Origin of the sequence: Luteimonas sp. WGS1318, assembly GCF_043187535.1 — a bacterium.
Lineage (GTDB): Bacteria > Pseudomonadota > Gammaproteobacteria > Xanthomonadales > Xanthomonadaceae > Luteimonas.
Window position 1 is genome coordinate 82260 of the sequence record NZ_CP171131.1, and the last position, 25440, is coordinate 107699.

General features: G+C 70.7%; 19 protein-coding genes and 1 pseudogene. 11 read left to right on the plus strand and 9 right to left on the minus strand.

Annotation, left to right across the window (positions count from 1 at the left end; genetic code table 11):
- Positions 1–14: 14 nt before the first annotated feature.
- A complete protein-coding gene (locus ACF3M1_RS00350) occupies positions 15–452 on the minus strand; it encodes a rhodanese-like domain-containing protein (protein WP_394002862.1) in 438 nt (145 codons plus the stop codon).
- A 144-nt stretch (positions 453–596) separates the two neighbouring features.
- Positions 597–1040, minus strand: coding sequence for a hypothetical protein (locus tag ACF3M1_RS00355; protein WP_394002864.1), 444 nt, complete (start codon positions 1038–1040; stop codon positions 597–599).
- 78 nt (positions 1041–1118) lie between these two features.
- Between ACF3M1_RS00355 and oleC the strand changes: the two genes are divergently transcribed.
- The gene (gene oleC, locus ACF3M1_RS00360) at positions 1119–2783 is read left to right on the plus strand and encodes an olefin beta-lactone synthetase (protein ID WP_394002866.1); all 1665 of its coding nucleotides are present in this window, start codon (positions 1119–1121) and stop codon (positions 2781–2783) included.
- Entirely contained in the window at positions 2773–4347 is a 1575-nt protein-coding gene (locus ACF3M1_RS00365) for a winged helix-turn-helix domain-containing protein (RefSeq protein WP_394002868.1), read from the plus strand. Before oleC ends, ACF3M1_RS00365 begins: the two co-directional genes overlap by 11 nt.
- Here the strand turns inward: ACF3M1_RS00365 and ACF3M1_RS00370 are convergent.
- On the minus strand, positions 4331–5437 hold the full coding sequence (locus ACF3M1_RS00370) for a serine hydrolase domain-containing protein (RefSeq protein WP_394002870.1): 1107 nt from the start codon (positions 5435–5437) through the stop codon (positions 4331–4333). The genes ACF3M1_RS00365 and ACF3M1_RS00370 overlap by 17 nt on opposite strands.
- 182 nt (positions 5438–5619) lie before the next feature.
- On the opposite strand from ACF3M1_RS00370, the gene oleD reads away from it, so the two are divergent.
- The 4 genes from oleD (at position 5620) to ubiB (ending at position 9489) form a co-directional block, all read left to right on the plus strand.
- Positions 5620–6606 carry a 2-alkyl-3-oxoalkanoate reductase gene (gene oleD, locus ACF3M1_RS00375; protein ID WP_394002872.1) on the plus strand — a complete coding sequence of 329 codons (987 nt, stop codon included), beginning with the start codon at positions 5620–5622 and terminating at the stop codon, positions 6604–6606.
- A gap of 169 nt (positions 6607–6775) precedes the next feature.
- On the plus strand, positions 6776–6934 hold the full coding sequence (locus ACF3M1_RS00380; RefSeq protein ID WP_082387634.1) for a DUF1328 domain-containing protein: 159 nt from the start codon (positions 6776–6778) through the stop codon (positions 6932–6934).
- 232 nt (positions 6935–7166) lie between these two features.
- Complete coding sequence (locus ACF3M1_RS00385) at positions 7167–7811, plus strand: SCP2 domain-containing protein (RefSeq protein WP_394002874.1); 645 nt, start codon at positions 7167–7169, stop codon at positions 7809–7811.
- A gap of 10 nt (positions 7812–7821) precedes the next feature.
- Positions 7822–9489 (plus strand): ubiquinone biosynthesis regulatory protein kinase UbiB, encoded by a 1668-nt coding sequence (gene ubiB / locus ACF3M1_RS00390; RefSeq protein ID WP_394002875.1) that lies wholly within the window; start codon positions 7822–7824, stop codon positions 9487–9489.
- A gap of 228 nt (positions 9490–9717) precedes the next feature.
- Here ubiB and ACF3M1_RS00395 read toward each other — a convergent pair whose 3' ends face one another.
- Both ACF3M1_RS00395 and ACF3M1_RS00400 read right to left on the minus strand, forming a co-directional pair.
- On the minus strand, positions 9718–10788 hold the full coding sequence (locus ACF3M1_RS00395; RefSeq protein WP_394001701.1) for an IS30 family transposase: 1071 nt from the start codon (positions 10786–10788) through the stop codon (positions 9718–9720).
- Positions 10789–11256: 468 nt separating this feature from the next.
- Complete coding sequence (locus ACF3M1_RS00400; protein WP_394002877.1) at positions 11257–12045, minus strand: TatD family hydrolase; 789 nt, start codon at positions 12043–12045, stop codon at positions 11257–11259.
- 90 nt (positions 12046–12135) lie between these two features.
- Here ACF3M1_RS00400 and hrpB point away from each other — a divergent pair, with 90 nt between their 5' ends.
- The 4 genes from hrpB (at position 12136) to ACF3M1_RS00420 (ending at position 18466) form a co-directional block, all read left to right on the plus strand.
- A complete protein-coding gene (gene hrpB, locus ACF3M1_RS00405; RefSeq protein WP_394002879.1) occupies positions 12136–14667 on the plus strand; it encodes an ATP-dependent helicase HrpB in 2532 nt (843 codons plus the stop codon).
- A gap of 130 nt (positions 14668–14797) precedes the next feature.
- The gene (locus ACF3M1_RS00410; RefSeq protein WP_394002881.1) at positions 14798–15166 is read left to right on the plus strand and encodes a hypothetical protein; all 369 of its coding nucleotides are present in this window, start codon (positions 14798–14800) and stop codon (positions 15164–15166) included.
- 151 nt (positions 15167–15317) lie between these two features.
- Positions 15318–16403, plus strand: a complete 1086-nt coding sequence (locus ACF3M1_RS00415) for a patatin-like phospholipase family protein (RefSeq protein ID WP_394002883.1) — start codon at positions 15318–15320, stop codon at positions 16401–16403.
- A gap of 434 nt (positions 16404–16837) precedes the next feature.
- Positions 16838–18466: a mechanosensitive ion channel gene (locus tag ACF3M1_RS00420; protein WP_394002885.1), complete on the plus strand. Its 1629-nt coding sequence runs from the start codon at positions 16838–16840 to the stop codon at positions 18464–18466.
- A 167-nt stretch (positions 18467–18633) separates the two neighbouring features.
- Here the strand turns inward: ACF3M1_RS00420 and ACF3M1_RS00425 are convergent, their stop codons facing one another.
- From ACF3M1_RS00425 to coaBC, 4 genes and pseudogenes are all read right to left on the minus strand, one after another.
- On the minus strand, positions 18634–19512 hold the full coding sequence (locus ACF3M1_RS00425) for a DNA ligase (RefSeq protein WP_394002887.1): 879 nt from the start codon (positions 19510–19512) through the stop codon (positions 18634–18636).
- Between the two features lie 170 nt (positions 19513–19682).
- On the minus strand, positions 19683–22004 hold the full coding sequence (locus ACF3M1_RS00430; RefSeq protein ID WP_394002889.1) for a phosphomannomutase/phosphoglucomutase: 2322 nt from the start codon (positions 22002–22004) through the stop codon (positions 19683–19685).
- Positions 22005–22017: 13 nt separating this feature from the next.
- Entirely contained in the window at positions 22018–22491 is a 474-nt protein-coding gene (gene dut, locus ACF3M1_RS00435) for a dUTP diphosphatase (protein ID WP_394002891.1), read from the minus strand.
- Positions 22488–23704, minus strand: a pseudogene (coaBC, locus tag ACF3M1_RS00440) (bifunctional phosphopantothenoylcysteine decarboxylase/phosphopantothenate--cysteine ligase CoaBC). Before coaBC ends, dut begins: the two are co-directional and overlap by 4 nt.
- A 171-nt stretch (positions 23705–23875) precedes the next feature.
- Between coaBC and radC the strand changes: the two are divergent.
- Entirely contained in the window at positions 23876–24550 is a 675-nt protein-coding gene (radC, locus tag ACF3M1_RS00445) for a DNA repair protein RadC (protein ID WP_394002893.1), read from the plus strand.
- The last annotated feature ends 890 nt before the right edge of the window (positions 24551–25440 follow it).

A 25440-nucleotide genomic window follows, 5' to 3' on the forward strand; every position in this document is an offset into this window, starting at 1 on the left:
GCGGACCTGCGGACTCAGCCGCGACCCTTGACCAGGGGCAGATCGGCCTGCTGCCAGGCGCCGATGCCGCCGTCGAGCACATAGACGTTCTCGAAGCCGGCCTTCTTCAGGCGCTTGGCCGCGTCGCTGGCCGTGCTGCCGGTCTTGCAGATCAGCACCACCGGCAGCGCCTTGGCCGCGGTGAGCTGCTTGCTCTCGGGGTCGAACTGGCTCATCAGCACGTTCTTCGAGCCCGGGATGTGGCCCTTGCCGAAGTCCGCGCTCGGGCGCAGATCGACCACCAGGGCGTTCTCTCGGTTCATCAGCACGGTCAGCTCGGCCGGGCGCAGTGCCTTGAAGCCGCGGAACAGACGGGCGATCTCGTTGTAGATGATCGCCACCGTCAGCACGGCGAGGATCAGCGACAGCATCTGGTTTCGGCCCAGGAAGGCCAGCAGTTCTTCGAAATTCACGAAACGGTTCGCGAAGCGGCAGCGGGCGGCGATTGTCGCATACCGCGCCAGGCGAACCTATCGGCCCCGCCAGGCCGGCCTCGGGCCCTGCCGTCGGCGCGGTGAGCGCCCGCAGCGTGGGCCGTGCGCGCCGGCCCGGGCTCCCTATTCGCCGGCCCAGAAGTCTGGCAGGCCGTCGACGATCCACCAGGTGCCGGCGGCCGCGTCCCAGCGCCAGCGCTCGGTGTAGCGCACGGTGCGCTCGGCCATGGTGTGGCGGTTGACCACGCCGATCTGGATCTCGCGCATCGCTTCTTCCGGGCCGGCCGTCGCGCTGGTTTCGCGGTAGCCGGTGACCTGCACCTGCTCGTAGCGGGCGAAATCCAGTTCGCTGACCAGGTGCGCGGTGCGGTAGTCGGGGTCGACCAGCTGCCAGGCGGTCTTCATGTCGTTCCAGCGCACCGCGCCCGACCACGCGTACTGCGCGCGCTCGAGCGCGCTCGCCTGCTTGCCGGTGCTGGCGCAGCCGGGCAGCAGAACCAGCAGCGCGAGCATCAGCAGGGCGACCTGCGTGCGGAACAGCAACGGACGGCCGGGAGTCGCGCGCATGGCAGGGTCTCGAATCGTGAAGCCGCCATCGTAGCCGCCGCGGACGGCGCGCGCGCGGCTGCCGGTATCCTCTGCGCGATGGATGTCGACACCTCTTCCCCGGCCGCCACGGTCAACATCGCCGCCGCACTGCCGCGGCTGGCCAACGCCGCGCCCGATCGCATCGCGATGCGCTGCCCCGGCCCCGATGGCCGCTACGGCGATGCGCATGCACTGACCTACGGCGCGCTCGACCGTCGCAGCGATGCGATCGCCGCCGGACTCGCCGCGCGCGGCATCGTCCGCGGTACGCGCACGGTGCTGATGGTGCGGCCGACGCCCGAGTTCTTCCTGTTGATGTTCGCCCTGTTCAAGGCCGGCGCGGTTCCGGTGCTGGTCGATCCGGGCATCGACAAGCGCGCGCTCAAACAATGTCTCGACGAAGCCGGCGCGGAGGCCTTCATCGGCATTCCGCTGGCGCAGTTCGCGCGGGTGCTGCTGCGCTGGGCGTCATCGGCGCGCGTGCGCATCACCACCGGGCGCTGGGCGGTGCTCAGCGACGCGACGCTGGCGGATGTGGAACGCGCGGGCGCAGGTGCCGGCCCGCAACTCGCCGCGACGGCCGGCGACGATGTCGCGGCGATCCTCTTCACCAGCGGTTCGACCGGCGTGCCCAAGGGCGTGGTCTACCGGCATCGCCATTTCGCCGCGCAGATCGACATGCTGCGCGAGGCGTTCGGCATCGGCGCCGGCGGTGTGGATCTGCCGACGTTCCCGCCGTTCGCGCTGTTCGATCCGGCGCTGGGGCTGACCTCGATCATTCCGGACATGGATCCCACGCAGCCGGCCAAGGCCGATCCGCGCAAGCTGCACGCGGCGATCGACCGCTTCGGCGTCGACCAGCTGTTCGGCTCCCCCGCATTGATGGGCGTGCTCGCGAAGTACGGGAAGCCGCTGCCGACCTTGCGCCTCGTGACCTCGGCCGGTGCGCCGGTGCCGCCGGACACGGTCGCGAAGATCCTCGAATTGCTGCCGGACGACGCGCGTTTCTGGACGCCCTACGGCGCGACCGAATGCCTGCCGGTCGCGGTCATCGAAGGCCGCGAGCTGCTCGACCTGCGTACGCGCACCGAGCACGGTGCCGGCACCTGCGTCGGCCGACCGGTGCCGCCGAACGCGGTGCGCATCATCCGTGTCGACGACGACGCGATTCCCACGTGGTCCGACGCGCTGTGCGTGCCTGGCGCCCAGGTCGGCGAGATCACCGTCGCCGGGCCGAGCGCGACCGACGCCTACTTCAACCGCGACGCGCAGACGCGCCTGGCGAAGATCACCGAGACACTGCCCGACGGCAGCACGCGCATCGTCCATCGCATGGGCGACCTCGGCTATTTCGATACCGAAGGCCGGCTGTGGTTCTGCGGCCGCAAGGGTCATCGCGTGGTGACCGCCACCGGCACGCTGTGCACCGAACAGGTCGAACCGGTGTTCAACGTGCACGCGGAGGTGAAGCGCACGGCGCTGGTCGGTGTCGGCCCGAAGGGCGCGCAGACGCCGGTGCTGTGCGTGGAGCTGGAAGCCGGTGTCGCGAAGACCGAACAGGCACGCATCGCCGACGAACTGCGCCACATCGGCGAAGGCTTCGTCCACACCGGGCGCATCGAGCGCGTGCTGTTCCACCCGGGCTTCCCGGTCGATATCCGCCACAACGCCAAGATCGGCCGCGAGACCCTGGCCGCGTGGGCGGCGACGCGTGTCGGCTGACCCCGCGCCGGCGTACTACCGGCTCGACGATCTGCGCATCGATGTCGCGCGGCAACGCGTGGTCCGCGACGGCGGACACGTGCTGGACGTGTCCGGCCTCAGCTTCCGGCTGCTGCATGTGCTGCTGGGGCAGGGCACACGCGTGGTCGGTTTCGACGAACTGATCGAGCGCGTGTGGGCGCCCGCGCACGTCGGCGAGGAAACCGTCACCCAGCGCGTGCGCCTGCTGCGCCAGGCGCTGGGCGACGACGGCCGCCAGCCGCGCTATCTGCGTTCGGTGCGCGGGCAGGGCTACCAGCTGTGCAGCGAGCCCTCGGTTGAAGCCGCCACGCCGCACGCGGCGCCCGCAACGCCGCGATCGCCTGCTCCACGCATCGCCGCGTTGCTCGTGCTGCCGCTGCTCGGTGGACTGGTCTGGTGGCATTGGCCGCGACCCGAGGTGCCGGCGGTGTCGCCGCTCCTGGAACGCGCCGCGTACTACGCCGGCATCGGCCAGGCCGCGAACAACGAACGCGCGATCGCGCTGTACCGGCAACGTCTGCAGGAATCGCCGGACGACAGCACCGCGCAGCTCGGCCTGAGCCGCGCCTACAGCGCGCGTCTGTGCCTCTACAGCGGCAACGCTGATGACGCGGCGCAGGCGCAGGCATTGGCCGAAGCCGTGATCGCGCGACAGCCGGAATCCGCCGCTGCACATGCCGCGCTCGCGTATGCGCACGATTGCCATGGCGACATCAAAGCCGCGTTGGCCGGCTACACGCGCGCCGTGCAACTGGATCCCGCGGCCGACGGCAGCCGCGCGTCGGCCGCGTATCTGCAGGCGCGTCAGGGCCGCATCGCCGAAGCGCTGGCCGCGAATCTGGACGTGCGTGCGCCGGACACCGTGCGCTTCCTGGAGCTGCAGATCGCCTCGAACCTCGACCTGCTCGGCTACGCCGCCGCGGCCGAGGCGCGGTACCGGCGCAGCTTCCAGCTGTATCCGGACAACGTGTTCTCCAATCTCGCCTGGCCCACGTTCCTCTACGAACACGGCCGCATCGACGAGGCGCAGGTCGCGTTGACCGAGGCGCTGTCGCGCGGCACCGCGCATGCCAGCCTGGATCTGCTGGCCGCGGAACTCGCCCTGTTGCGCCGCGATGCCGATGCCGCACGTGAGGCCGTGCAGCAGGCGCGCGCGCTCAGACCCCATGCCAGCCTGCCGGAGACGATGGCCTGGCGCGTCGGCGCCGAACCGTCGCCCGATGCCGCCACGCTGCGCGCCCGTGCGGATGTCTTGCGCAGCGGTCTGGCCGACGGTGCCGATCCCTTCGAAGGTGTCGAAGCCGCCCTGCTGCAGACGCTGGCCGGTGACCGGGACGCGGCGCTCGGGACGCTCGATGCGGCGGTCACCGCCGGCTTCCGCAATGCCGGTTACCTGCGTGTCTCACCGCTGTTCGCGGACCTGCGCACTGCGCCGGCGTTCGATGCCGCGCTGCGTCGCATCGACACCGCGCTCGCGGGCGAACGCGCTGCGGTGCAGGCGTCCGGTCGTCTGCCCGACGATGCGGTCACGGCATCGCGCTGAGCACGTAGTCGGCGAACAGTGCCTGCGATTCGGCATGCATGCCGCGCTGGTTGTAGCGGGTGCGGGTGATGACCACGACCAGTTGCGATTCCGGTACCACGAACACGTAGTTGCCGCCGTTGCCGGACATCGCCCAGGCGTGCACCTGCCGCTCGCCCGCCTTGAACGGAAAACGCCACATCTGGTAACCGTAATCGGCCTCGAACGGCGTCTGCGCATGCACCTGCGCCATCGCCCGCACCCAGTCGGCCGACACGATCTGCCGGTCGTGCCAGCGGCCGCCATCCGCGATCAGTTGTCCGAACTTCGCCAGATCGCGGCTGCGGTATTCGGTGCCGCCACCGCCCATGCCGGTGCCGTCGGACGAGCGGTGCCAGCGTGACGCCTCGATGCCCAGCGGGCGCTCGAGCGCGTCGGCGGCGAAGCGCTCCAGCGACATGCCGCTGGCGCGTTCGACGATCGCGCCGAGCATGAACGCGTTCGCCGTGCAGTAGGCGAAGGCGCGTCCGTGCGGACTGTCGGCGGGACGCGTGGTCCACGCCGGATAGCCACGCTGCGGCAGATCGAGCGCGAACTGGATCCAGTCGGCGCTGACATACATCCGCTCCTCGTGCCCGGACGAGAACTCGTTGTTGTCGTCGCACTCCCACTGCGCGCTCATCGTCAGCAGGTCTTCGACGGTCGTCGCGGTCTTGAACGCGCCGGGATGGGCCGGCGTGCGATCGGGGAAGAAACCGAGCACCGGGGCATCGACGCCTTCGATCAGCCCGCGGTCGATCGCCGCGCCGACCAGCAGCGCGGTCACGCTCTTGGTCAGCGAGCGGGTGTTGTGCAGCGTGTTCCGGTCGGCGCCATTGAAGTAGGCCTCGTGGATCAACGCGCCGCGATGGACGACCAGCACGCTGGTGGTGTCGGGCGCTTCACCGCCGGCGATCGCGGCGTCCAGTGCGTCCAGACGATCGGTGTTCCAGCCCAGTGCGCCGGCATCGGCGACCGGCCAGTCGGTGTCGGGCGAGGGTAAGGCGGCCGCAAGCGGCGCGGCGGACAAGGCGAGCAACGCTGACAGGGCGAGGCGGGACAAGGACTGCATGGACGGACTCCGGTCGAGGGAGCCGCACTGCACCGCGTTCCCGGATGAAGTGCCTGATGCGCGAATGAAGAATTCTGAAGTGCATGCGGATCAACCACTTGCAGCCGTCGCGCATGGCAGCGCGTCGCCAAGCCCGACCCGCCTCGCTATCGTGGGCGGCCCTGCAATGTGTGGAGTCGGCAATGCGGATCCTGGTCACCGGTGGCGGCGGCTTCCTCGGGCAGGCCCTGTGCCGCGGCCTCGTCGAACGTGGCTTTGATGTCACCAGCTTCAACCGCGGCCATTACCCCGAACTCGATGCGATCGGCGTGCGGCAGGTGCGCGGCGATCTGGCCGATGCCGACGCGGTGCGCGCCGCGGCGCAGGGCATGGACGCGATCTTCCACAACGCCGCTAAGGCCGGCGCCTGGGGCAGCTACGAGAGCTACCACCTGGCCAATGTCGTCGGCACGCAGAACGTGCTCGATGCCTGTCGCGCGCACGGCATCGGCCGGCTGGTCTACACCTCGACGCCCAGCGTGACCCACCGGGCGACGCATCCGGTCGAAGGCGGCACCGCCGACACCGTGCCTTATGGCGAAGACTTCAAGGCGCCGTACGCGACGACCAAGAAGATCGCCGAACAGGCCGTGCTCGCGGCGAACGGGCCGGACCTCGCGACGGTCGCCCTGCGTCCGCGGCTGATCTGGGGTCCCGGCGACCAGCAACTGCTGCCGCGCCTGGCCGAGCGCGCACGGGCCGGCCGGCTGCGCTTCGTCGGCGACGGCGAAAACCGCATCGACACGACGTATATCGACAATGCCGCGCAGGCGCATTTCGACGCCTTCGACCATCTGGCGCCGGGCGCGGCGTGCGCAGGCCGCGCCTACTTCATCAGCAACGGCGAGCCGACCACGGTGCGCGAGATCGTCAACGCGCTGCTGGCCGCCGCCGGCGCGCCGCAGGTCACGAAGACGATTCCGTTCGGCGCCGCCTATGCGATCGGTGCGATCTGCGAATCGGTCTGGCCGCTGCTGCGCCTGAAAGGCGAGCCGCCGATGACGCGGTTTCTCGCCGAGCAATTGAGCACGACGCACTGGTACGACATGGCGCCGGCGACGCGCGATTTCGGCTACGTGCCCCGGGTCTCCATCGCCGAAGGGCTCCGTCGGCTGCAGGCGGCGGCCTGAATTCGCCAGCGCGCCGTGCGCAGGGCGGATGACACCGGGATCTTCACGGCCGAATCACCCAGCTGAAAGCTGGCGAAAACAGGCTGTCACGTCGTCACCTGATCGCGACCTGACTGGGCATACGGTGTCCCCCACAGCCGCTATCGGCCCCTGCCACGGAGACCGCACCATGCTCAGATATGCCGTCATTTTCCTCGTCGTCGCCATCATTGCCGGTGTTCTCGGCTTCAGTGGCGTCGCCGGCGCCGCGACCAACATCGCTTGGATCTTGTTCGTGGTCTTTCTGATCCTGGCCGTGATCTCGATGCTGCGTGGTCGTGGACCCTGACGTCCAGTCTGCGCCCGCAGTCTGCGATCGACGCCCGCCTTTTTAGGCGGGCGTTTTCGTTGGGCCGCGGCGCTCGACCATCGACGCGCCGTCCGGGCTCCGCAGGCGCGGCGCGCGCCTCGACATCTGCCGCAGCGGCGAGCCGGCAGTTGCCGTCTCTCGGGTGGACGCAGCGTCCCTCATCTTCGGCCCCCGCCCGCGCGGGTCCACATCGCTCCCCTACAATGCCGACATGGCCCAATTTCCGCCCTCACCGTTCGCCGTGCTCAAGCCGATCGCCGGCCGCGCGCTGGAAACCGCGCTCAACCAGGCGCTCGCGCTCGATGCCGACACGCGTGCCGCATTGCGCGGGCTCGATGGCCAGCGCATCTCGCTGACGCTCGCCTCCCCGCCTCTGGCGCTGGAACTGCGCGTCGACGGTGACCGTCTGCGCGTCGGGCCGGTCGACGCAGCACTCGAACCCGATCTCGCCGTGCGCACCACGCTGGCCGGCGTGCTCTCGCAGTTACCGTTCCTGCGCCGCGACGATGCGCCGCCGATCGGCAAGGTGCGCGTGTCGGGCGATGCCGAACTCGCACGCCGGCTGCAGACGCTGGCATCGCGCTTCGATCCCGACTGGCAGAAGCCGTTCGTCGCGGTGTTCGGCGACGTGATCGGCGTGCAGGTCGCCAACGCGTTCGCCGCGGCCCTGCGCCAGGCCCAGGACCTCGGCCGTTCGGTCGCCGGCAGCGCGGCCGAGTACATCACCGAGGAATCGCGCGACGTCGTGCCCCGCGCCGAACTCGATGCCTTCCACGACGACGTCGACACGTTGCACGACGCGGTCGAACGGCTGTCGGTGCGGGTCGCGCGTCTGCGCCGCGGCCCGGCGGCATGAGGCCGCTGCGATGAAGGGCGTGCTGCGCGCCTCGCGCATCGGCCGCGTGCTGTTGCGCTATCGCCTCGACGATCTGTTCGATGGCACGCCGGCCGAGCGCTGGCTCAAGCTCGCGCGTCCGTTCGTACCGCGCGCCTCGGCCGACATCGCCGCGCAGTCGCGCGGTGCGCGATTGCGCCTGGCGCTGCAGGAACTCGGGCCGATCTTCGTCAAGTTCGGACAGATCCTCTCCACGCGCCGCGACCTCGTGCCGCCGGACATCGTCGACGACCTCGCGCTGCTGCAGGACCGCGTGCTGCCGTTCGACGGCGCCCAGGCACAGGCCATCGTCGAGCGCGAGCTCGGCATGCCGATCGCGCAGGCCTTTGCGGCCTTCGACCCGGTGCCGCTGGCATCCGCGTCGATCGCGCAGGTGCACGCGGCGACGTTGCCGGCCGATGACCGCCATCCGCAGCGCGAAGTGGTGGTCAAGGTGCTGCGACCGACGATCGAGAAACAGATCGCCGCCGACGTCGCCCTGCTGAAGAATCTCGCCGCGCTGGTCGAACGCACCCATCCCCGCGCCGACAAGATCCGGCCGCGCGAAGTGGTCGCCGAGATCGAGAACACGCTGGCCGCCGAACTCGACCTGCAGCGCGAAGGCGCGAATGCCTCGGTGCTGCGGCGCTTCTGGGCGGAGTCGCCGGATCTCTACGTGCCGGCCCCGGTGTGGGAGCGCACCACCCAGCGCGTGCTCACACTCGAACGGGTATACGGCATCCCCAGCGACGACGTCGCCGCGCTCGATGCGGCCGGCATCGACCGCAAGGCGCTGGCGGCCAAGGGCGTGCGCGTGTTCTACACGCAGGTGTTCCGCGACAATTTCTTCCATGCCGACGCCCACGCCGGCAACATCTGGGTCGACCCGGACCGCACGACCAACCCGCGTTTCATCGCGCTGGATTTCGGCATCATGGGCCAGCTCTCGCGCGAGGATCAGTACTACCTGGCCGAGAATTTCATGGCGATCTTCCGCCAGGACTACCGGCGCATCGCCGAACTGCACATCCAGGCGGGCTGGATGCCTGCGCACCTGCGCATCGACGAACTCGAGGCCGCGGTGCGTTCGGTGTGCGAGCCGTACTTCACCCGGCCGCTGTCGGAGATCTCGCTGGGCGAGGTGCTCGGCAAACTGTTCCGCACCGCGCAGCGCTACCAGCTCACGCTGCAGCCGCAGCTGATCCTGTTGCAGAAGACCCTGCTGAGCATCGAAGGTATCGGCCGCCTGCTCGACCCGAAGCTCGACATCTGGGCGGTCGCGCGGCCGGTGCTCGAACGCATCCTGGTCGAGCGCTACAGCCCGCAGCGCCTGGGCCGCGAGTTCCGCGACCGCCTGCCGGAACTCATCACCCAGGCCCCGGACATGCCGCGCCTGCTGCACGGCTGGCTCAAGCAGCAGGTCGAAGGCCGCCACGAACTGCGCATGCGCTCCGACGACCTCGCCGCGCTGACCGCGACGATGCAGGGCATGCAGAAGCGCATGGTCGCCGCGATCCTCGGCGTCGGCCTGCTGATCGTCGCCGCCGTGCTGTACGCGCTCGAGGCCGGAGGGCCGACGCTGCTCGGGCTGCCGGTGGCGACCTGGGTGGCGGGTGTGGGTGGATTGTGGGCATTGCTGGCGGCGTGGCCGCGGCGGTAGCGGGCGCTGTCCTCAGACGTTAAACCGCATGTCCCGGAGTGGCGGGAGATCCCGCTGGCGCTTTCGCGGAAAGATGACACGTCCGCGTGGTTGGCAGACCCGTAGGGCGCCGCCCATGGATGGGCGGCGTTTTTCGACCGAGGCAGGATGCCGAGTCGAAAAATCCCGGAACGAACGAATGGCCGGGTGAGCTTCGTCGGGGAGACGTTTTTCTTTGGTTCGGCGGATTCAATACCGAAGTGCATCTTCGATGGAAAATTCCACAGGACGCTTGAGCAGCTTTTCCAGGAACACCTCCGAGGGGAACCGCCATTTCAGCGTTTTGCGCGGCCGCATGTTCAATCGCATCGCGATCCGGTCCAGGTCCTGCTGACTGAATTCCGACAGATCCTCGCCTTTGGGCAGGTACTGGCGCAGCAGGCCGTTGGTGTTCTCGCAGATGCCGCGTTGCCACGGACTGCGCGGGTCGGCGAAATACACATCCAGCCCCGTCTCGGCCGACAGCATCCGATGCAGTGCCATTTCCTTGCCCTGGTCGTAGGTCAGTGTTTTCAGCAAATCCGGCGGCAAGGGTAAGAACGTGCGCGTGAATCCTTCCAGCACGCCACGTGCGGTGTGACGCTCCAATCGGGCCAGCATCACGAACAGGCTGTGTCGACAGACCACGACACCGACGGCAGAGCGGTTGCGCGCGCCCATGATCAGATCGCCTTCCCAGTGACCGGGCACGAGCCGGGCGTCCACCTCCGGCGGGCGCGAGTGGATGCTGGGCATATCCGGCAGTTTCCCGCGGGTTTCCGCACTGCGGCGCAACGGACGGCGCGCGCCGCGGGCCTGACGCAGCAGGGCGACATGCTGGCGACGCAGTTCGCCGCGGGGCATGGCGTAGATGGCCGCGTAGATCGTCTCGTGGCTCACGTGCAGCTCGGGCTGGTCGGGATGACGTTCCCGCAGTTTGGACGCCGTCTGTTGTGGCGACCAACCGGCCGTCAGCAACGTCCAGACCTGCGGCCAGAGCACGCCGTCGGGCCGCAGTTTGCGCTGTGTCCGGGGTATTCGAAGCAATCTGCGTGCACGCTCCCCTGCGCGTGTTGCGTCGTAACCGCCGGCGATCGCCGGCCGACCTCGCAAGCGACGTGGCGGCGGAGGCGTGTATCCGTTGCGCTGCAGTTCGCGAACAATGGTGCTCTGCGCACGTTGCAGGGCAGCGGCAATCGCGTGGGTGCTGGCGCCCGTGCGCTTCATCGCCATGATCGTGCCGCGCTCTTCTGCGCCCAGGTGTCGATAGTGCTGTCCCATGGTGGCTCGGCCGCTCGAAGGTGATGCGCTTCACTTTAGAGTCCGCCTTCCGTTTCTTTTGGGGTCTACCAAAAGAAATGAACTCGGCCGCGCCAGCGGACGAAAGCGTTTGATTTCGCTTTGTATACCTAACAACGGCAAGTACAGGGCCTCCACTCGCCTGCCGGCGAGCGGCTCACTTTTCTTTGTTGGCCCAAAGAAAAGTAAGCAAAAGAAAGGGCCTCCTCGACGAAGCAAATCCGGCCATTCGTTCGTTCCGGGATTTTTCGACTCGCCATCCATGGCTCGGTCGAAAAACGCCGCCCATCCATGGGCGGCGCCCTCCGGGTCTGGCCGGTGCGCGGGCATGTCATTTTTCGGCAGCGGCAACGGCAACGGCAGCAGATAGAACGACTGCGCTCGACGACGCTGCACAGCAACCGCAGGCCAAGCGACGCACTCCACGTCGCACCCGGCATCAGCGAACGATCACCCCAGCCCGAAGAACGCCGTTGCCGTCGCCGTCGTCGTCGCCGCCGTCTCGGCCACGTCCTCGCCACGATCCCGTGCCAGTTCTTGGACGATATGCGGCAGGAAGGCCGGTTCGTTGCGCCGGTCTTTCGGGCTGGGCTTGAGCGTGCGCGGCAGCAGATAGGGCGCGTCGGTTTCGATCATCAGCCGGTGCGCAGGGATGTTGGGTACCAGCTCGCGCAGGTGCTGGCCGCGGCGTTCGTCGCACAGCCAGCCGGTGATGCCGATGTGCCAGTCGCGGTCGAGATAGTCGAACAGCTCGCGGCGCTCGCCGGTGAAGCAGTGCACCACGGCCGCGCCGATGCGGCCCTCGAAGTCCTTCATGATCGCGATGAAGTCGTCGTGGGCGTCGCGCTGGTGCAGGAACAGCGGCTTGCCGGTGTCGACCGCGATCTGCAGCTGCCGCTCGAAGGCCTTGCGCTGCGCAGGGCGTGGTGAAAAATCGCGGAAATAGTCGAGGCCGCACTCGCCGACCGCGACGACCTCCGGATGCGCGAGCAGCGCACGCATTTCGGCGTCGCACTCCTCGGTGTATTCGACCGCGTGGTGTGGATGCACGCCGGCCGTCGAGTAGAGGATGCCGGGATGCTGCTGCGCCAGTGCGAGCGCCTTGGGCGAATGCTCGCGGCTGGCGCCGGTGATGACCAGTTTCGCCACACCCGCGTCGCGGGCGCGCTGCAGCACGGCGTCGCGGTCGCGGTCGAAGCTGTCGTGGGTGAGATTGGCGCCGATGTCGATCAACTGCATGCCGGAAACCGCACGTGGAGGACCGTGCATTGTAAGGACGCGCGCGCGCCGCCATCGACGGCTGCGCGACGCACCGCTAGCCTGTGCGCCGTGAAGACCGCCGCGCCCGCATCGCCATCGTCCGACGCATTGCCGATCGCAGCGCTGCTGCCGGACATCCTCGCCAGCCTCGCCGCACATCCGCGTCTCGTGCTCGAAGCGCCCCCCGGCGCCGGCAAGACGACGCAGGTGCCGCTGGCGCTGCTCGATGCCGCGTGGCTCAACGGCCGCCGCATCGTGATGCTGGAGCCGCGCCGTGTGGCCGCGCGTTCGGCCGCGGTGTTCATGGCCCGCCAGCTCGGCGAGGACGTCGGCGGGACGGTCGGCTACCGCATCCGGTTCGAGAGCCGGGTCTCGGCACGCACGCGCGTCGAGGTCGTCACCGAGGGCATCCTCACCCGGATGCTGCAGGACGACCCCACGCTCGACGGCGTCGGCGCGCTGCTGTTCGACGAATTCCACGAACGCCACTTGGCTGCCGACGTTGGCCTCGCGCTCGCGCGCGACGTCCAGGCCGGCCTGCGCGAGGAGCTGCGCCTCGTGGTGATGTCGGCCACGCTCGACGGCGCGCGCATCGCCGACTGGCTGGATGCGCCGCGCCTCTCCAGCGCGGGCCGCAGCTTTCCGGTCGCGGTCTCGCATGTGCCGCCGCGGCGCGATGAAGCACTCGAACACCAGATCCGCCGCGTCGTCGTCGAGGCGCTCGATGCGCACGCCGGCGATGCGCTCGTGTTCCTGCCGGGCCAGCGGGAAATCGCGCGCTGCCATGCGCAGCTCGAGGCCGCGCTGCCCTCGGCGGTCGAGTTGCTCCAGCTGCACGGCGAACTGCCGGTCGATGCGCAGACGCATGTGCTGCAGCCCGCGGCCGACGGGCGACGGCGCGTGGTGCTGGCGACCAACGTCGCCGAGAGCAGCGTCACGTTGCCGGGGGTGCGCATCGTCGTCGACAGCGGCCTGGCGCGCGAGCCGCGCTTCGATCCCAACAGCGGGTTCTCGCGCCTCGAGGTCGTGGCGATCAGCCAGGCTTCGGCCGACCAGCGCGCCGGGCGCGCCGGGCGTGTGGCGCCGGGTGTCGCCCTGCGCCTGTGGCCGGAATCGCAGCGGCTGGAGCCGCAGCGCCGGCCCGAGATCACCCAGGTCGAACTCGCGGCGCTGGCGCTCGAACTCGCCGCCTGGGGCGATGCCGCGCTCGCGTTTCCCGATGCACCGCCGGCGGGTGCGATGGCCGCAGCGCGCGATCTGCTGCAGCGGCTGGGCGCCTTCGACGGCCGCGCGACGATCACGCCGGCCGGGCGGCGCATGCTGGCGCTGGGCACGCATCCGCGGCTCGCGGCGATGCTGCTGGCCGCCGATGCGCCCGACATGCGGGCGCTGGCCTGCGATCTATGCGCGCTGGTCGAAGCGCGCGATCCATTGCGCGGCGCGTCGCGCTCCGACGCGCTCGCGACGCGTTGGCAGGCGCTGGCCGCGTTCCGGCGCGGACGCAGCGGCGGCGACGTCTCGCGCGCCGCGCTGGCCGCCATCGACGCGGCGTCACGCCAGTGGCGGCGTCGGCTGCGGGTCGACGCGCAGCCACCCGACACCGTGCCCGCGCACGCGATCGGTGATCTGCTCGCGCATGCGTTTCCCGATCGCATCGGCCACCGCCATGCCCGCGACGCGTATCGCTACACCCTCAGCAACGGGCGCATGGCGCGGCTGTTCGACGACAGTGCGCTGGTCGGCGAGCCGTGGATCGTCGCCAGCGAACTGCGCTTCGAAGCGCGCGATGCGCTGCTGCTGCGCGGCGCACCGGTCGACGAGGCCGCGCTGCGACGCGCCTGGCCCGAACGCTTCGTCGAGGCCGACGAGACGCGTTGGGACGCGGCGAAGCGGGCGCTGGTCGGCGAGCGAGTGCGGCGCTTCGACGGCATCGTGCTCGACGCCCGCGCGAACGGACGGGTCGATCCGGCGCAGGCCGCGCAGGCCCTGACCGACGCGGTCGGCGATCTCGGTCTCGAGGTGCTTCCGTGGCGCGACGCGCTGCGCCAGTGGCAGGCGCGGGTGCAGGCCGTGCGCGCCTGGATGCCCGAACTCGGGTTGCCGGACATGGCCGATCCGGCGCTGCTGGCCACGCGCGACACCTGGCTGCGGCCCGCCCTCACCGGCGTCACCCGGCTCGATGCGCTCGATGCCGAGACCTTCGCCGCGGCGCTGCAGGGCCGGCTCGACTGGTCCGTGCGGCAGCAGCTCGAACGCCTGGCGCCGGTGCGCATCACCGTGCCGTCCGGGCAGGCCCGGGCCGTCCAGTACGGCATCGAGGCCGACGGCATACCGGCCGCGCCGGTGCTCGCGGTCAAGCTGCAGGAGCTGTTCGGCCTCGCACAGACGCCCTCGGTGGCCGACGGCCGGGTGCCGCTGACCCTGCATCTGCTGTCACCGGCCGGACGACCGCTGCAGGTCACGCGCGATCTGCACGGCTTCTGGGAGCGCACCTATCCGGACGTGCGCAAGGAAATGAAGGGGCGGTATCCCCGCCACCCGTGGCCGGACGATCCCTGGAACGCGCCGGCCACGCATCGCGCCAAGCCGCGCGGTACGTGAGCCTCGCGGCCTGCCGTGCCGGCGGAACGGATGTTGAACGCCGGTGTCGCACGCCGTCCCCGCTCACACTGGATCGACAGCGGCGGCCACAGACTGCGGCATCCCGTACGCGGACCTCGAAGGAAACCCCATGAGCAAGTTCGAAGAGCTGTCCGACAAGGCGATGTCCCTGGTCGGCCAGGCAGGCGACAGCCTCCGCCACGCGATTCCGGCCACCGCCGAGAACTGGCTGAAGACCGGCGTCGCCGTCGGCGCAGCGCGCACCGGTGCCAAGGTCGGCGTCAGCTTCCTGCGTCGCAATCCGGCGATCGTCGCCGCGAGCGCGATCGGTGTCGGCCTGGTCTGGGTGGCGGCGCGCCAGTACCGCAAGAAGAAGGCGAACGAGTCGATCGAAGGCAACTCGCGCCGGATCGAAGCCTCGAACGCCGCTGCCCGCAAGCGCGCCACGCGCAGCAAGCGCGGCGCCGCGACGGCTGCCAACGAGACCGACGCCAGCTGACGCGAGCCGCACGGCGCCGGTCGCCGCGTCTCCCCTCGTGCTCCCCAGCGCGCCGCCCATCCCTTGGGCGGCGCGCTTTGCGTTGGGCTTCAGCCGCGGACAGGCGGTGGATGGGTATGCTCGTCGCCCCGTCCGCTCGATGCCGGTCCGCATGTCCGACTCCATTGCCCCGATGCTGCACACCGACTCGATCGGCCGCCGTCCGCGTCGCGTCGCCGTGGGCCGATTGCTGGGCCTCGCCGGCGTCGCACTGCTGCTGGCCGCGTGCGGGCGTGACAACGTGCGTCCCGTCGCCGAGCCCGCACCGCCGCCGCGACCCGCGGCTGTGACGCCTGCGCCGCCGGCACCTCCGGTGCGCATCGGGCTGGCGCTCGGCGGTGGCGCGGCCAAGGGCTTCGCCCATATCGGGGTGATCAAGATGCTCGAGGCCAACGGCATCAAGGCCGATGTCGTGGCCGGCACCAGTGCCGGCAGTGTGGTGGGTGCGCTCTACGCCAGCGGCATGGATCCGTTCCGCATGCAGGAACGGGCGGTCGCGCTCGACGAGTCGAGCATCCGCGACGTGCGCCTGTTCTCCGGCGGTCTGGTGCAGGGCGTCGCCTTGCAGAACTACGTCAACCAGGAAGTCGGCAACCGCACGCTCGACCGCATGACGATCCCGTTCGCGGCCGTCGCGACCCGGCTCGACACCGGCGACCGCGTCGTCTTCGTGCGCGGCAACACCGGCCAGGCGGTGCGCGCTTCGAGCAGCGTGCCCGGCGTGTTCGAACCGGTGCGCATCGGCGAGCGCAGCTACGTCGACGGCGGCGTCGTCAGTCCGGTGCCGGTGGACGCGGCGAAGCAGCTGGGCGCCGATCTGGTGATCGCCGTCGACATCTCCAGCCGTGCCAGCGGCACGACGCCCGGCAGCATGCTCGGCATCGTCAACCAGTCGATCGCGATCATGGGCCAGACCCTCGGCCGGCAGGAACTCGCCCGCGCGGACATCGTGATCCGGCCGCAGGTCAACGACATCGGCCCGGCGAGTTTCGAGCAGCGCAATGCGGCGATCCTGCAGGGCGAGCGCGCGGCGCTGGCGGCGATGCCGCAGATCCGCAGCCGCATCGCCGAACTCGAACGCGCGCGCGTGGCCGCACGCACGCCGGCAAAACCGGTGGAGCCGGAGCCGGTCGATATCGACTGCGGCGGCAGCTGGGTGCGTCGGCTCAATCCGTTCGCGAAGGAACCTGCCTGCTGACGTCGCCCTGCGCACATCGGCTGGCGCACACGCGTCGGTCCGACGCGCATGATCTGCGGCCCTGCGCCGTTGGGGTTGCGTCACAGCACTGCAGATGGCGCGTCGCTGATGCGACGGACGATCGAGTGGATGCGGTGATTGCGCACGGTCGCGAGTGACGCGCGCACGACCGCCTGTGCGGCACATCGCACTGCAGGCATGAATGCGCACGCCCGCGCATGTTCACCCTCAGCGCACACCACGACGCGACACACTGCGCCCGGCCCGCACCGATGCCGCGTGCATCGACCCCGTTCCGGATCCCGCCACGCGCATGTCGCCTCGCGGCTACGATCCCGGTCGCGCGCCATGCCGTCGGCAGCGTCCATATCCGCGCTGTCTCATCCATCGACTCGGTGCGGCCTGGCCGCATCCCAGCGAGGAGAGTCTCCCCAATGCAAGCCAACACCCTCGGCCGACAGCTCGAACTGAGCCTGGGCCATTACCTGCCGAGCGTGCTCGGTGCGGTGCTCGTACTGATCATCGGTCTGATCGCCGCGCTGTTCGTGCGCGGCGTGATCCGCACCGGCATGGCCCGCCTGCGCATCAACGAACGCGTCAATACGCAGACCGCGTCGCAGCTCGACATCGTCAAGATCGCGGCGTCGATCGGCTTCTGGTTCGTGATCATCCTGACCCTGATCGGGGTGTTCAGCGTGCTCCGCGTCGACGGCCTGTACGGCCCGTTCTCGGCGCTGGTCACCGAGGTGATGCTGTATCTGCCGCGGATCCTGCTGGCTGCCGTGCTGGCCCTGGTCGCGTGGGTGCTGGCGACGGTGTTGCGCGCCGGCATCAACCGCGTGATGGCGGCCGGGCGCTGGGACGAGAAGCTGTCGGAATCGGCCGACGTGAAGCCGATTTCGGGCGTGCTCGGTGACGTCGTCTACTGGCTGGTGCTGTTGCTGTTCCTGCCGGCGATCGTCGGCGCGCTGCGCATCGAAGGCCTGATGCTGCCGCTGTCGGACATGACCGCGCAGGTCACGACGATGCTGCCCAACATCTTCGCCGCCGTCGTCATCGGCCTGGTCGGCTGGCTGGTGGCGAAGGTGCTGCGCGGCCTGGTGACCAACCTGCTCGCGGCCAGCGGCGTCGACCGCTACAGCAACCGCGACGGGCTCACCGAGGGCGTGCGGCTGTCGCAGCTCGGCGGCACGCTGGTCTTCATCCTGGTCATCGTGCCGACGCTGATCGCCGCGCTCGATGCGCTCGCGATCCGGGCGATCTCCGATCCGGCGAGCGAGATGCTCGGCATGTTCCTGACCGCGATCCCGAACATCCTGGCCGCGGCGCTGATCCTGATCATCGCCTGGTACCTGGGCCGGTTCGTCGCCGGGTTGCTGACGCGTCTGCTCGAGAACCTGGGCGTCGACCGCATTCCGGCGCGTCTGGGCCTCGCGCATCTGTTCACCACCACGGCGGTCCCGGTGGCACCGACGACAGCCGCGCCGGTGGACACGGCACTGGCCACGGCCGATCCGGTCGCGGCGGCCGGCGTGCCCGAGCCCGGCACTCCGATCGTCGATGCACGCGGCACGCCGGTGACCGCCGCGTCGACCGCCACGGGGCTGTCCGCGTTCGTCGGACGCGTGGCGCTGTTCTTCATCCTGCTGTTCGCGACCGTCGAGGCCGCCCATCGGCTCGGCTTCACTGGCGTGCGTGACCTGCTGGCGACCTTCATCGCCTTCGGTGCGGACGTGCTGCTGGGCGCGGTGATCCTGGTCGTCGGCTACTGGCTGGCGGATCTGGCGGCCCGTGCGATCCAGCGCGCCAATCCCGACCGCAGCGTCGGGCTGTCGCGCATCGCGCGGGTCGCGATCCTCGGCCTGGTGATCGCGATGGGTCTGCGGGCGATGGGCATCGCCGACGACATCGTCAACCTCGCCTTCGGCCTGGTGCTGGGCGCGGTCGCGGTGGCGACGGCGCTCGCCTTCGGCCTCGGTGGCCGCGATGCGGCCGGCCGCGTGGCCGACCGCTGGGCCAAGGCCTATCTCGAGCGTCGACGCGACGACGAACCGCGGCCGTAACCCGCCGCCGTTTCGAGGAAGAAGCCCGCCAACTGGCGGGCTTTTTTCTGCGCGGTCGACGCCCGTCGGGATATCGACAGAGGCAGACCGGGCAACTTCGACCCGCGGCGTCCCGAGCGGGCAGCACCTGCGGCCGCCGCACCACGCGTGTGCATCGACGGAGGCGTCTACTCCGGCGGCGGCATCTCGTCGCGCACGCGCAGAAAGCGTGCGAAGCGCGGCAGGCCGGTCGAGGTGAGCCCGTTGTAGCGGTAGGTCACCCAGCTGCCGACCGGCGGCGGCTGCGCGCGTTGCGCATCGGTGAACCCCGTGCCGATCCGGAACCGGCGCCCGTCGACATGTTCGACGACCAACGCACCCAGCATGCCGCTGTACTTGCCGTTGCCCGGTGCGTGGCCGACGACCCGTGCTTCGGTGTCGTCGTGCGGCTTGAGCTTGAGCAGCGTCTGGCTGCGGCCAGGACCGTAGCGGGCGTCACGATGGTGCAGCATCAGTCCTTCGCCGCCGTCGGCGACGACGGCCGCGAGCCGCGCGTCCAGCGCCTCGCGCGTCGCCACCCGGGCCTGGGCGACCATCTGCAGGTGCGGGTGGCCCGCGCGTGCGACCAGCGCACGCATCGCGGCCACGCGCGCGTCGAACGGGCCGGGATGCGCCGGCAGGTCGAACACCATGAAGCGCACCGCGTCCCACGCCGCCGGATCCGCCGGGGCGCTGCGCACGAGCGCGCTGACCGCGTCGAAACGGCCGCGTCCGATCCACAACTCGCCGTCCATCGGGGTCTCGGGCCAGCCGCGGGTGAACGCCGGCGGCACCGCGATCCGGTAGCCACCGCGGGTCCACAGCGTGCGTCCGTCCCAACGGCCGCGCACGCCGTCGAGTTTCTCGCTGACGAAATAGGCAGTGACATCGATCTGCGCCGCGCCCAGGTCACGCGCCAGCATCAGCGCCGGCGGCGATGCCGCGGCTGCCGGCCATGCCGCACCCGCGGCCAGCAGCAGGGCGAGCAGCAGTGCCCGCACATGCGGGAACGATCGGCGTCGGGGCATGGCGCGGTCCGGTGCGGGGCAGGGCCCCCAGCCTGCGCGGCCGATGCGGCGTCAGCGAGCCGGGTTCGCTGCACGGGCCGGTCGGCCCGGGCCGCATTCGGGCGTGGGGCATTGCCCCGAATACGACGACGCCGGCACGGGGCCGGCGTCGCATGACGCGAACACGACCGTCAGAACGGCAGCACGAGCGCCGGGTCGAGTGCGAGCAGCTGCTCGCGGAAGGTCTGCTGGATCCGTGCCATCGCCTCGCGACTGTCGGCATCGAACCGCAGCACCAGCACCGGCGTGGTGTTGGATGCGCGCACCAGGCCCCAGCCGTCGGGCCAGTCCGCGCGCACGCCGTCGATCGTCGACAGCCGGGCGCCCTCGAACGCCGCGGACGCCTGCACGCGTTCGACGAACGCGTGCGGATCGCCACCCGGCGCTTCGACCTTGATCTCCGGCGTCGACACGCCGCTCGGCAGCGCCTTGAGTACCGCCGACGGATCGTCGTCGATCGCCAGGATCTCGAGCAGCCGCGCCGCGGCGTAGATGCCGTCGTCGAAGCCGTACCAGCGCTCGGAGAAGAAGAAGTGCCCGCTCATCTCGCCGGCCAGCTCGGCGCCGGTCTCGCGCATCTTGGCCTTGATCAGCGAATGCCCGGTCTTCCACATCAGCGGGCTGCCGCCGTGGCGCAGCACGTGGCCGGGGAGACGACCGGTGCACTTCACGTCGAAGACGATCATCGCGCCCGGATTGCGTTCCAGCACGTCGGCGGCGAACAGCATCAGCAGACGGTCGGGGTAGATCGTCTCGCCGTCGCGCGTGACCACGCCCAGGCGGTCGCCGTCGCCGTCGAAGGCCAGGCCCAGATCGGCGTCGAAGCGCTGCACCGTGCTGACCAGATCGGCCAGGTTCTGCGGGTCGCTCGGGTCGGGGTGGTGGTTGGGGAAGGTGCCGTCGATGTCGCAGTACAGCGGCACGACCTCGGCCCCGATCGCCTCGAGCACGCGCGGCCCGAGCTCGCCGGCCACGCCGTTGCCGGCATCGACGACGACCTTCAGCGGCCGTGCGATCTGGATGTCGTCGGCGATGCGGCGGACGTAGTCCTCGCTGATGTCGCGTTCGCTCAGGCCGCCCGGCTGCGGCGCGGTGTAGAGGCGGTCGTCGGCGACGCGTGCGTGCAGGTCGGTGATCGCGTCGCCCGACAGGGTTTCGCCGCCGACGACGATCTTGAAGCCGTTGTAGTCGGGCGGGTTGTGGCTGCCGGTGACCGAGATGCAGCAGCCGGTGCGCAGATGGAAACCGCCGAAATAGACCAGCGGCGTCGGCGCCAGGCCGATGTCGATGACGTTGCGCCCGGCCTTGCGCAGGCCCGCGACCAGGCCGGCGACGAGATCGGGGCCGGACAGGCGGCCATCGCGGCCGACCACGATGTCGGTCAGGTCCTGCTCGCGCATCAGCGAGCCGACGGCTTGGCCGACCAGTTCGGCCACGCCCGGGTCGAGGGTCTGGCCGACGATGCCGCGGATGTCGTAGGCGCGGAAGATCGACGGGTCGAGCACGACCGACGGCGCGGCCTTCTTCGGCTCGCTGCGCACGGCCACCGGCGCGGGGACCGGCACGCCGTCCCCGGTCTCCAGCGGCTGCTGCAGGGATTCGGCCAGCGTCGGCGTGGTGTCATCGCCGGCGGCGACCGGCTGCAGATGCCGTGGCAACCGCCAGGCCGCCGCCGCGAGCAGCAGCAGGACCGCGGCGATCACGAACAGCGGAATGGCGTCGAGGCCGAAGATCGGCTTGTCCACATGCGGCACGGCCGCCGAGACGCGCAGCCCGGTGCCGGGGACCGGGCGGCCGAGGCGCTCGGCCACGTTCGCCAGCGACGCATCGCCGCGGGCGTGGATGGTGTAGCCACCCTGGCGCAGCGCGAGATAGGTGGCGTCGTCGAGCGCCACGGCATCCAGCGCCGAGGTGGCACGGCTCAGCGGAAGCTGGGCCACCGCCACGCCGACCATCGTCTCGCCGGCGCGTGCCGGCGCGGTCACCAGCACCCGCGGCGCATCGCCGATGCGCGCGACCGTCAGCATCGGCTCGCCGCTGGCGATGGCCGATTCGAGCGCGGCCAGCCGGCCGAACCCGCTGGCATCGAGCGCCGCATAGTCGGCGTCGAGGTGCAGCGGCAGGACCTGCGCGGCCTCCAGCCCGGGCCAGTCCGCGCCGAGCGCCGCGCCGGCCGCGGCGAAGTCGCCGTCGGCGAGCGCGCGCTGGACCGCGGGCGTCTCCAGCTGGGTGCCCAGACGGCTCAGCTCGCCGCCGAGACTCCGGCGCAGCCCATCCAGGGCCGCGTCGCGCCCCTGCTCGACCGTCGCCACGCGCTGGTTGCCCTGCAGTGTCTGCCAGCCGCTCCATGCGAACCAGACGGCCACCACCGCCAGCGCAATCGCCAGCAGTGGAGCGGCGGGACGCAGCTGCGCCAGCAGCGCACGTGCCCGATGCGGATCCTTCTCGCTCATCAACTTGTCCCCGTCAGCGCACGCCCGAATGCCCGAAGCCCCCGGCCCCGCGTGCGGTGTCCACGAAAGTATCCACCACATTCAGCGTCGCCCGCACGATCGGCAGCAACACGAGCTGCGCGATGCGGTCCCCGGGCTCGATCGTGAACGCATCTTTGCCCCGATGCCAGATGCTGATCATCAACGGGCCCTGGTAGTCGGCATCGATCAACCCGGTGCCATTGCCGAGCACGATGCCGTGTTTGTGGCCCAGGCCCGAACGCGGCAGCACCACGGCGCACAGGCCCGGGTCGCCGATGTGGATCGACAGGCCCGACGGCACCAGCGCGGTGTCGCCCGGCAGCAGGGTCAGCGGCGCGTCGAGCGCGGCGCGCAGGTCGAGCCCGGCGCTGGCCTCGGTCGCGTAGGCGGGCAGGGGCCATTGCTGGCCGAAGCGGGCATCGAGCACGCGGACATCGAGGACGTGGTGGTCGGGTGCGTGGCTCATGGGGCCTCCTGGGCGAGTCGGTCGGCGATCAGCGCGACCAGCGCGGCGGCGACCGCGGGCTTGGAATCCGGGCCGAGCGGGCGGCTGCCGGCGGCGTCGTGCACGACCAGCGCGTTGTCGTCGCCCTCGAAGCCGCTGCCGGCGACGCCGACGCGGTTCGCGGCGATGAGGTCGACCCCTTTGCCAGCGAGCTTGTGGCGGGCATTGGCGTCGACGTCGTCGGTCTCGGCGGCGAAGCCGACGACCACGCGCGGGCGCGCCGCATGCGCGGCGACATCGGCCAGGATGTCGCGCGTGCGCACCAGGTGCAGGGTCAGGCCGTCCTCGCCGGGACGCTTCTTGATCTTCGACGTCGCCACACCGGCGGGGGTGAAATCGGCAACGGCCGCTGCGCCCACGTAGACGTCGGCCGGCAACGCATCGAACACCGCGGCATGCATCTGCGCGGCCGAGCGCACGTCGATGCGCCGCACGCCGTCGGGCGTGGGCAGGTGCACCGGCCCGGCGACGAGCACGACGTCGGCGCCGGCGGCCACGGCCGCCGCGGCGACCGCGAACCCCATCTTGCCGCTGCTGCGGTTGCCGAGGAACCGCACCGGATCGAGATCCTCGAAGGTGGGGCCGGCGGTGACCAGCACCCGGCGCCCGGCGAGCGGCGCGCTCATGCCGGCAGTGCGGCGACGATGGCCGACGGTTCGGCAAGCCGACCGGGGCCGGATTCGCCTTCCGCCAGCGGCCCGTCCTCGGGCCCGATCACCTGCACGCCGCGCGCGCGCAGCAGCGCCATGTTCGCCTGCGTCGCCGGGTGCAGCCACATGCGATGGTTCATCGCCGGGCACACGGTCAGCGGCGCGGTCGTCGCCAGACACAACGTGGTCACGAGGTTGTCGGCAAACCCGTTCGCGAGCTTGGCCAGCGTGTTCGCCGTCGCCGGCGCAACGACGATGCGGGTCGCCCAGCGCGCGACTTCGATGTGGCCCATCGCCGCTTCGGCGCCCGGGTCCCACAACGTGGTCCGCACGGGCGCGTGCGAGACGGCCTGGAAGGTCGCGGCCGAGACGAACTGCTGCGCGCTGTCGGTCATCGCCACGCGCACCTCGGCGCCGGCATCGCGCAGGCGGCGGACCAGGTCGGCGGCCTTGTAGGCGGCGATGCCGCCGCAGACGCAGACCAGCAGGCGCTGTCCGTGCAACGGGCTCGGGGCGGCGGCCATCTTCGGCGAAGTCCTACGGGAAAACCGGTCGACAGCTTACCCGAACCCGCGCCGCCGGCCGGCAGCCGTGCCGGGCCAGAACGGGCTGAAATGGACGTCCGGCCGGCCCCGGGCGTGCTGCGCCCTTCCCCTGTCGCGGCGCTCCCGGCGCCGGCCGACCTACGAGGTGTCATGCACATTCGCGACTGGCCCACCGACGAACGCCCGCGCGAAAAGCTGCTCGGCCGCGGCGCACCGGCCCTGTCGGACGCCGAACTGCTCGCGATCTTTCTCGGTTCCGGCCTGCGCGGCCAGGATGCGGTCGCGACCGCGCGCCAGCTGCTGGCCGCGCACGGGCCGCTGCGGACCCTGCTTGAACGCGAGCCGCGGCTGCTGGCCGAGCTGCCCGGTCTCGGCCCCGCGCGTGCCTGCCGGCTCGCGGCGGCACTGGAACTCGGAAATCGCGTGCTCGCCGCGGACCTCGCGCGCGGTGAGGCGATGACCGATCCGGCCGCCGCGGGCCGGTATTTCTCCCAGCGCCTGCGCGGGTTCGCGCACGAGGTGTTCGCGGTGCTGTTCCTCGATACGCGCCACCGCGCCCTCGCATTCGAAGAACTGTTCCGCGGCACGATCGACGGCGCCGAGGTGCATCCGCGCGAGATCGTGCGCCGCGCGCTGGCGCACAACGCCGCGGCCGTGATCGTCGGCCACAACCATCCCAGCGGCAGTCGCGAACCCAGCAGCGCCGACCGCGCGGTCACGGCGCAGATCCGGCAGGCGCTGGCGCTGGTCGACGTGCGGCTGCTGGACCACTTCGTCGTCGGCGACGGTGCGGCGGTGTCGCTCGCCGCCCGCGGTTGGGTCTGAGGCGCTCGATCCCACGTGCGGTGAACGAGACGTGTCATGCGGCAACGGATGCCGGCGCCGCTCTCGCGCGATTCACGGCACGGGAACGGTCACGGGACGGCCGGCATCGCGACCAAGGTCGCTCCTACAGGATGCCCGCATGTATCGCTGACGCCCTCGAAGACGCCACGCGTTTCGTACACAGCCGATATCCGCAGAGGCTCCGTGGACGTGCCTGTAGGAGCGCGCTCGCGCGCGAATCGTGGCACGGCGACGACCACACCTCGTCCGGCATCCCGACAAGGTCGCGCCAACAGGTGGGCGTGGCGCCGCCACGATCGGCGGTCGAACGGATGGCGCGTCTGTGAGTGTCGACCGCCGCAGGCGGCAGCGCCGCCAGAACAGCCGCCTCGTAGGGGCACATGGCCGACACCTTTGTCGGAGCGCGCTCGCGCGCGAATCGCGCAACGCTGACGACCGCACGACATCCTGCGCGCGACCAAGGTCGCGCTTGCAGGTGAGCATGAGCGCCGTCGCGACCGGACGCCGCCGCCGCCAGCAGCGGCATCGTTGAGGCCGGTGTAGGAGCGCGCTCGCGCGCGATTCGCGCAACGCTGACGACCGCACGACATCCTGCAAACGACCAAGGTCGCGCCTGCAGGTGAGCGTACGCGCCGTCGCGACCGGAGGCCTGCATCACGGCGCAGCTTCGAGCGTCGACCGCCGCGGGCGGGCGCCGCCGCCAACAGCGGCATCGTTGAGGCCGATGTAGGAGCGCGCTCGCGCGCGACTCGCGCAATGCTGACGACCGCACGACATCCTGCGGGCGACCAAGGTCGCGACTGCAGGTGAGCGTGAGCGCCGTCCCGACTGGAGGCCCGCACCACGGTGCAGCTTTGAGAGTCACCGCC

What these genes read in the sequence shown, in the direction of transcription:
- ACF3M1_RS00420 (WP_394002885.1), top strand. Translation starts at nt 16,838, where the DNA reads ATGCAAGCCAACACCCTCGGCCGACAGCTCGAACTGAGCCTGGGCCAT.
- ACF3M1_RS00385 (WP_394002874.1), top strand. Translation starts at nt 7,167, where the DNA reads ATGGCCCAATTTCCGCCCTCACCGTTCGCCGTGCTCAAGCCGATCGCC.
- ACF3M1_RS00370 (WP_394002870.1), bottom strand. Translation starts at nt 5,437, where the DNA reads ATGCAGTCCTTGTCCCGCCTCGCCCTGTCAGCGTTGCTCGCCTTGTCC.
- ACF3M1_RS00430 (WP_394002889.1), bottom strand. Translation starts at nt 22,004, where the DNA reads ATGAGCGAGAAGGATCCGCATCGGGCACGTGCGCTGCTGGCGCAGCTG.
- ACF3M1_RS00400 (WP_394002877.1), bottom strand. Translation starts at nt 12,045, where the DNA reads ATGCAGTTGATCGACATCGGCGCCAATCTCACCCACGACAGCTTCGAC.
- ACF3M1_RS00380 (WP_082387634.1), top strand. Translation starts at nt 6,776, where the DNA reads ATGCTCAGATATGCCGTCATTTTCCTCGTCGTCGCCATCATTGCCGGT.
- ACF3M1_RS00425 (WP_394002887.1), bottom strand. Translation starts at nt 19,512, where the DNA reads ATGCCCCGACGCCGATCGTTCCCGCATGTGCGGGCACTGCTGCTCGCC.
- dut (WP_394002891.1), bottom strand. Translation starts at nt 22,491, where the DNA reads ATGAGCCACGCACCCGACCACCACGTCCTCGATGTCCGCGTGCTCGAT.
- ACF3M1_RS00410 (WP_394002881.1), top strand. Translation starts at nt 14,798, where the DNA reads ATGAGCAAGTTCGAAGAGCTGTCCGACAAGGCGATGTCCCTGGTCGGC.
- ubiB (WP_394002875.1), top strand. Translation starts at nt 7,822, where the DNA reads ATGAAGGGCGTGCTGCGCGCCTCGCGCATCGGCCGCGTGCTGTTGCGC.
- ACF3M1_RS00415 (WP_394002883.1), top strand. Translation starts at nt 15,318, where the DNA reads ATGTCCGACTCCATTGCCCCGATGCTGCACACCGACTCGATCGGCCGC.
- oleC (WP_394002866.1), top strand. Translation starts at nt 1,119, where the DNA reads ATGGATGTCGACACCTCTTCCCCGGCCGCCACGGTCAACATCGCCGCC.
- ACF3M1_RS00395 (WP_394001701.1), bottom strand. Translation starts at nt 10,788, where the DNA reads ATGGGACAGCACTATCGACACCTGGGCGCAGAAGAGCGCGGCACGATC.
- radC (WP_394002893.1), top strand. Translation starts at nt 23,876, where the DNA reads ATGCACATTCGCGACTGGCCCACCGACGAACGCCCGCGCGAAAAGCTG.
- oleD (WP_394002872.1), top strand. Translation starts at nt 5,620, where the DNA reads ATGCGGATCCTGGTCACCGGTGGCGGCGGCTTCCTCGGGCAGGCCCTG.
- ACF3M1_RS00355 (WP_394002864.1), bottom strand. Translation starts at nt 1,040, where the DNA reads ATGCGCGCGACTCCCGGCCGTCCGTTGCTGTTCCGCACGCAGGTCGCC.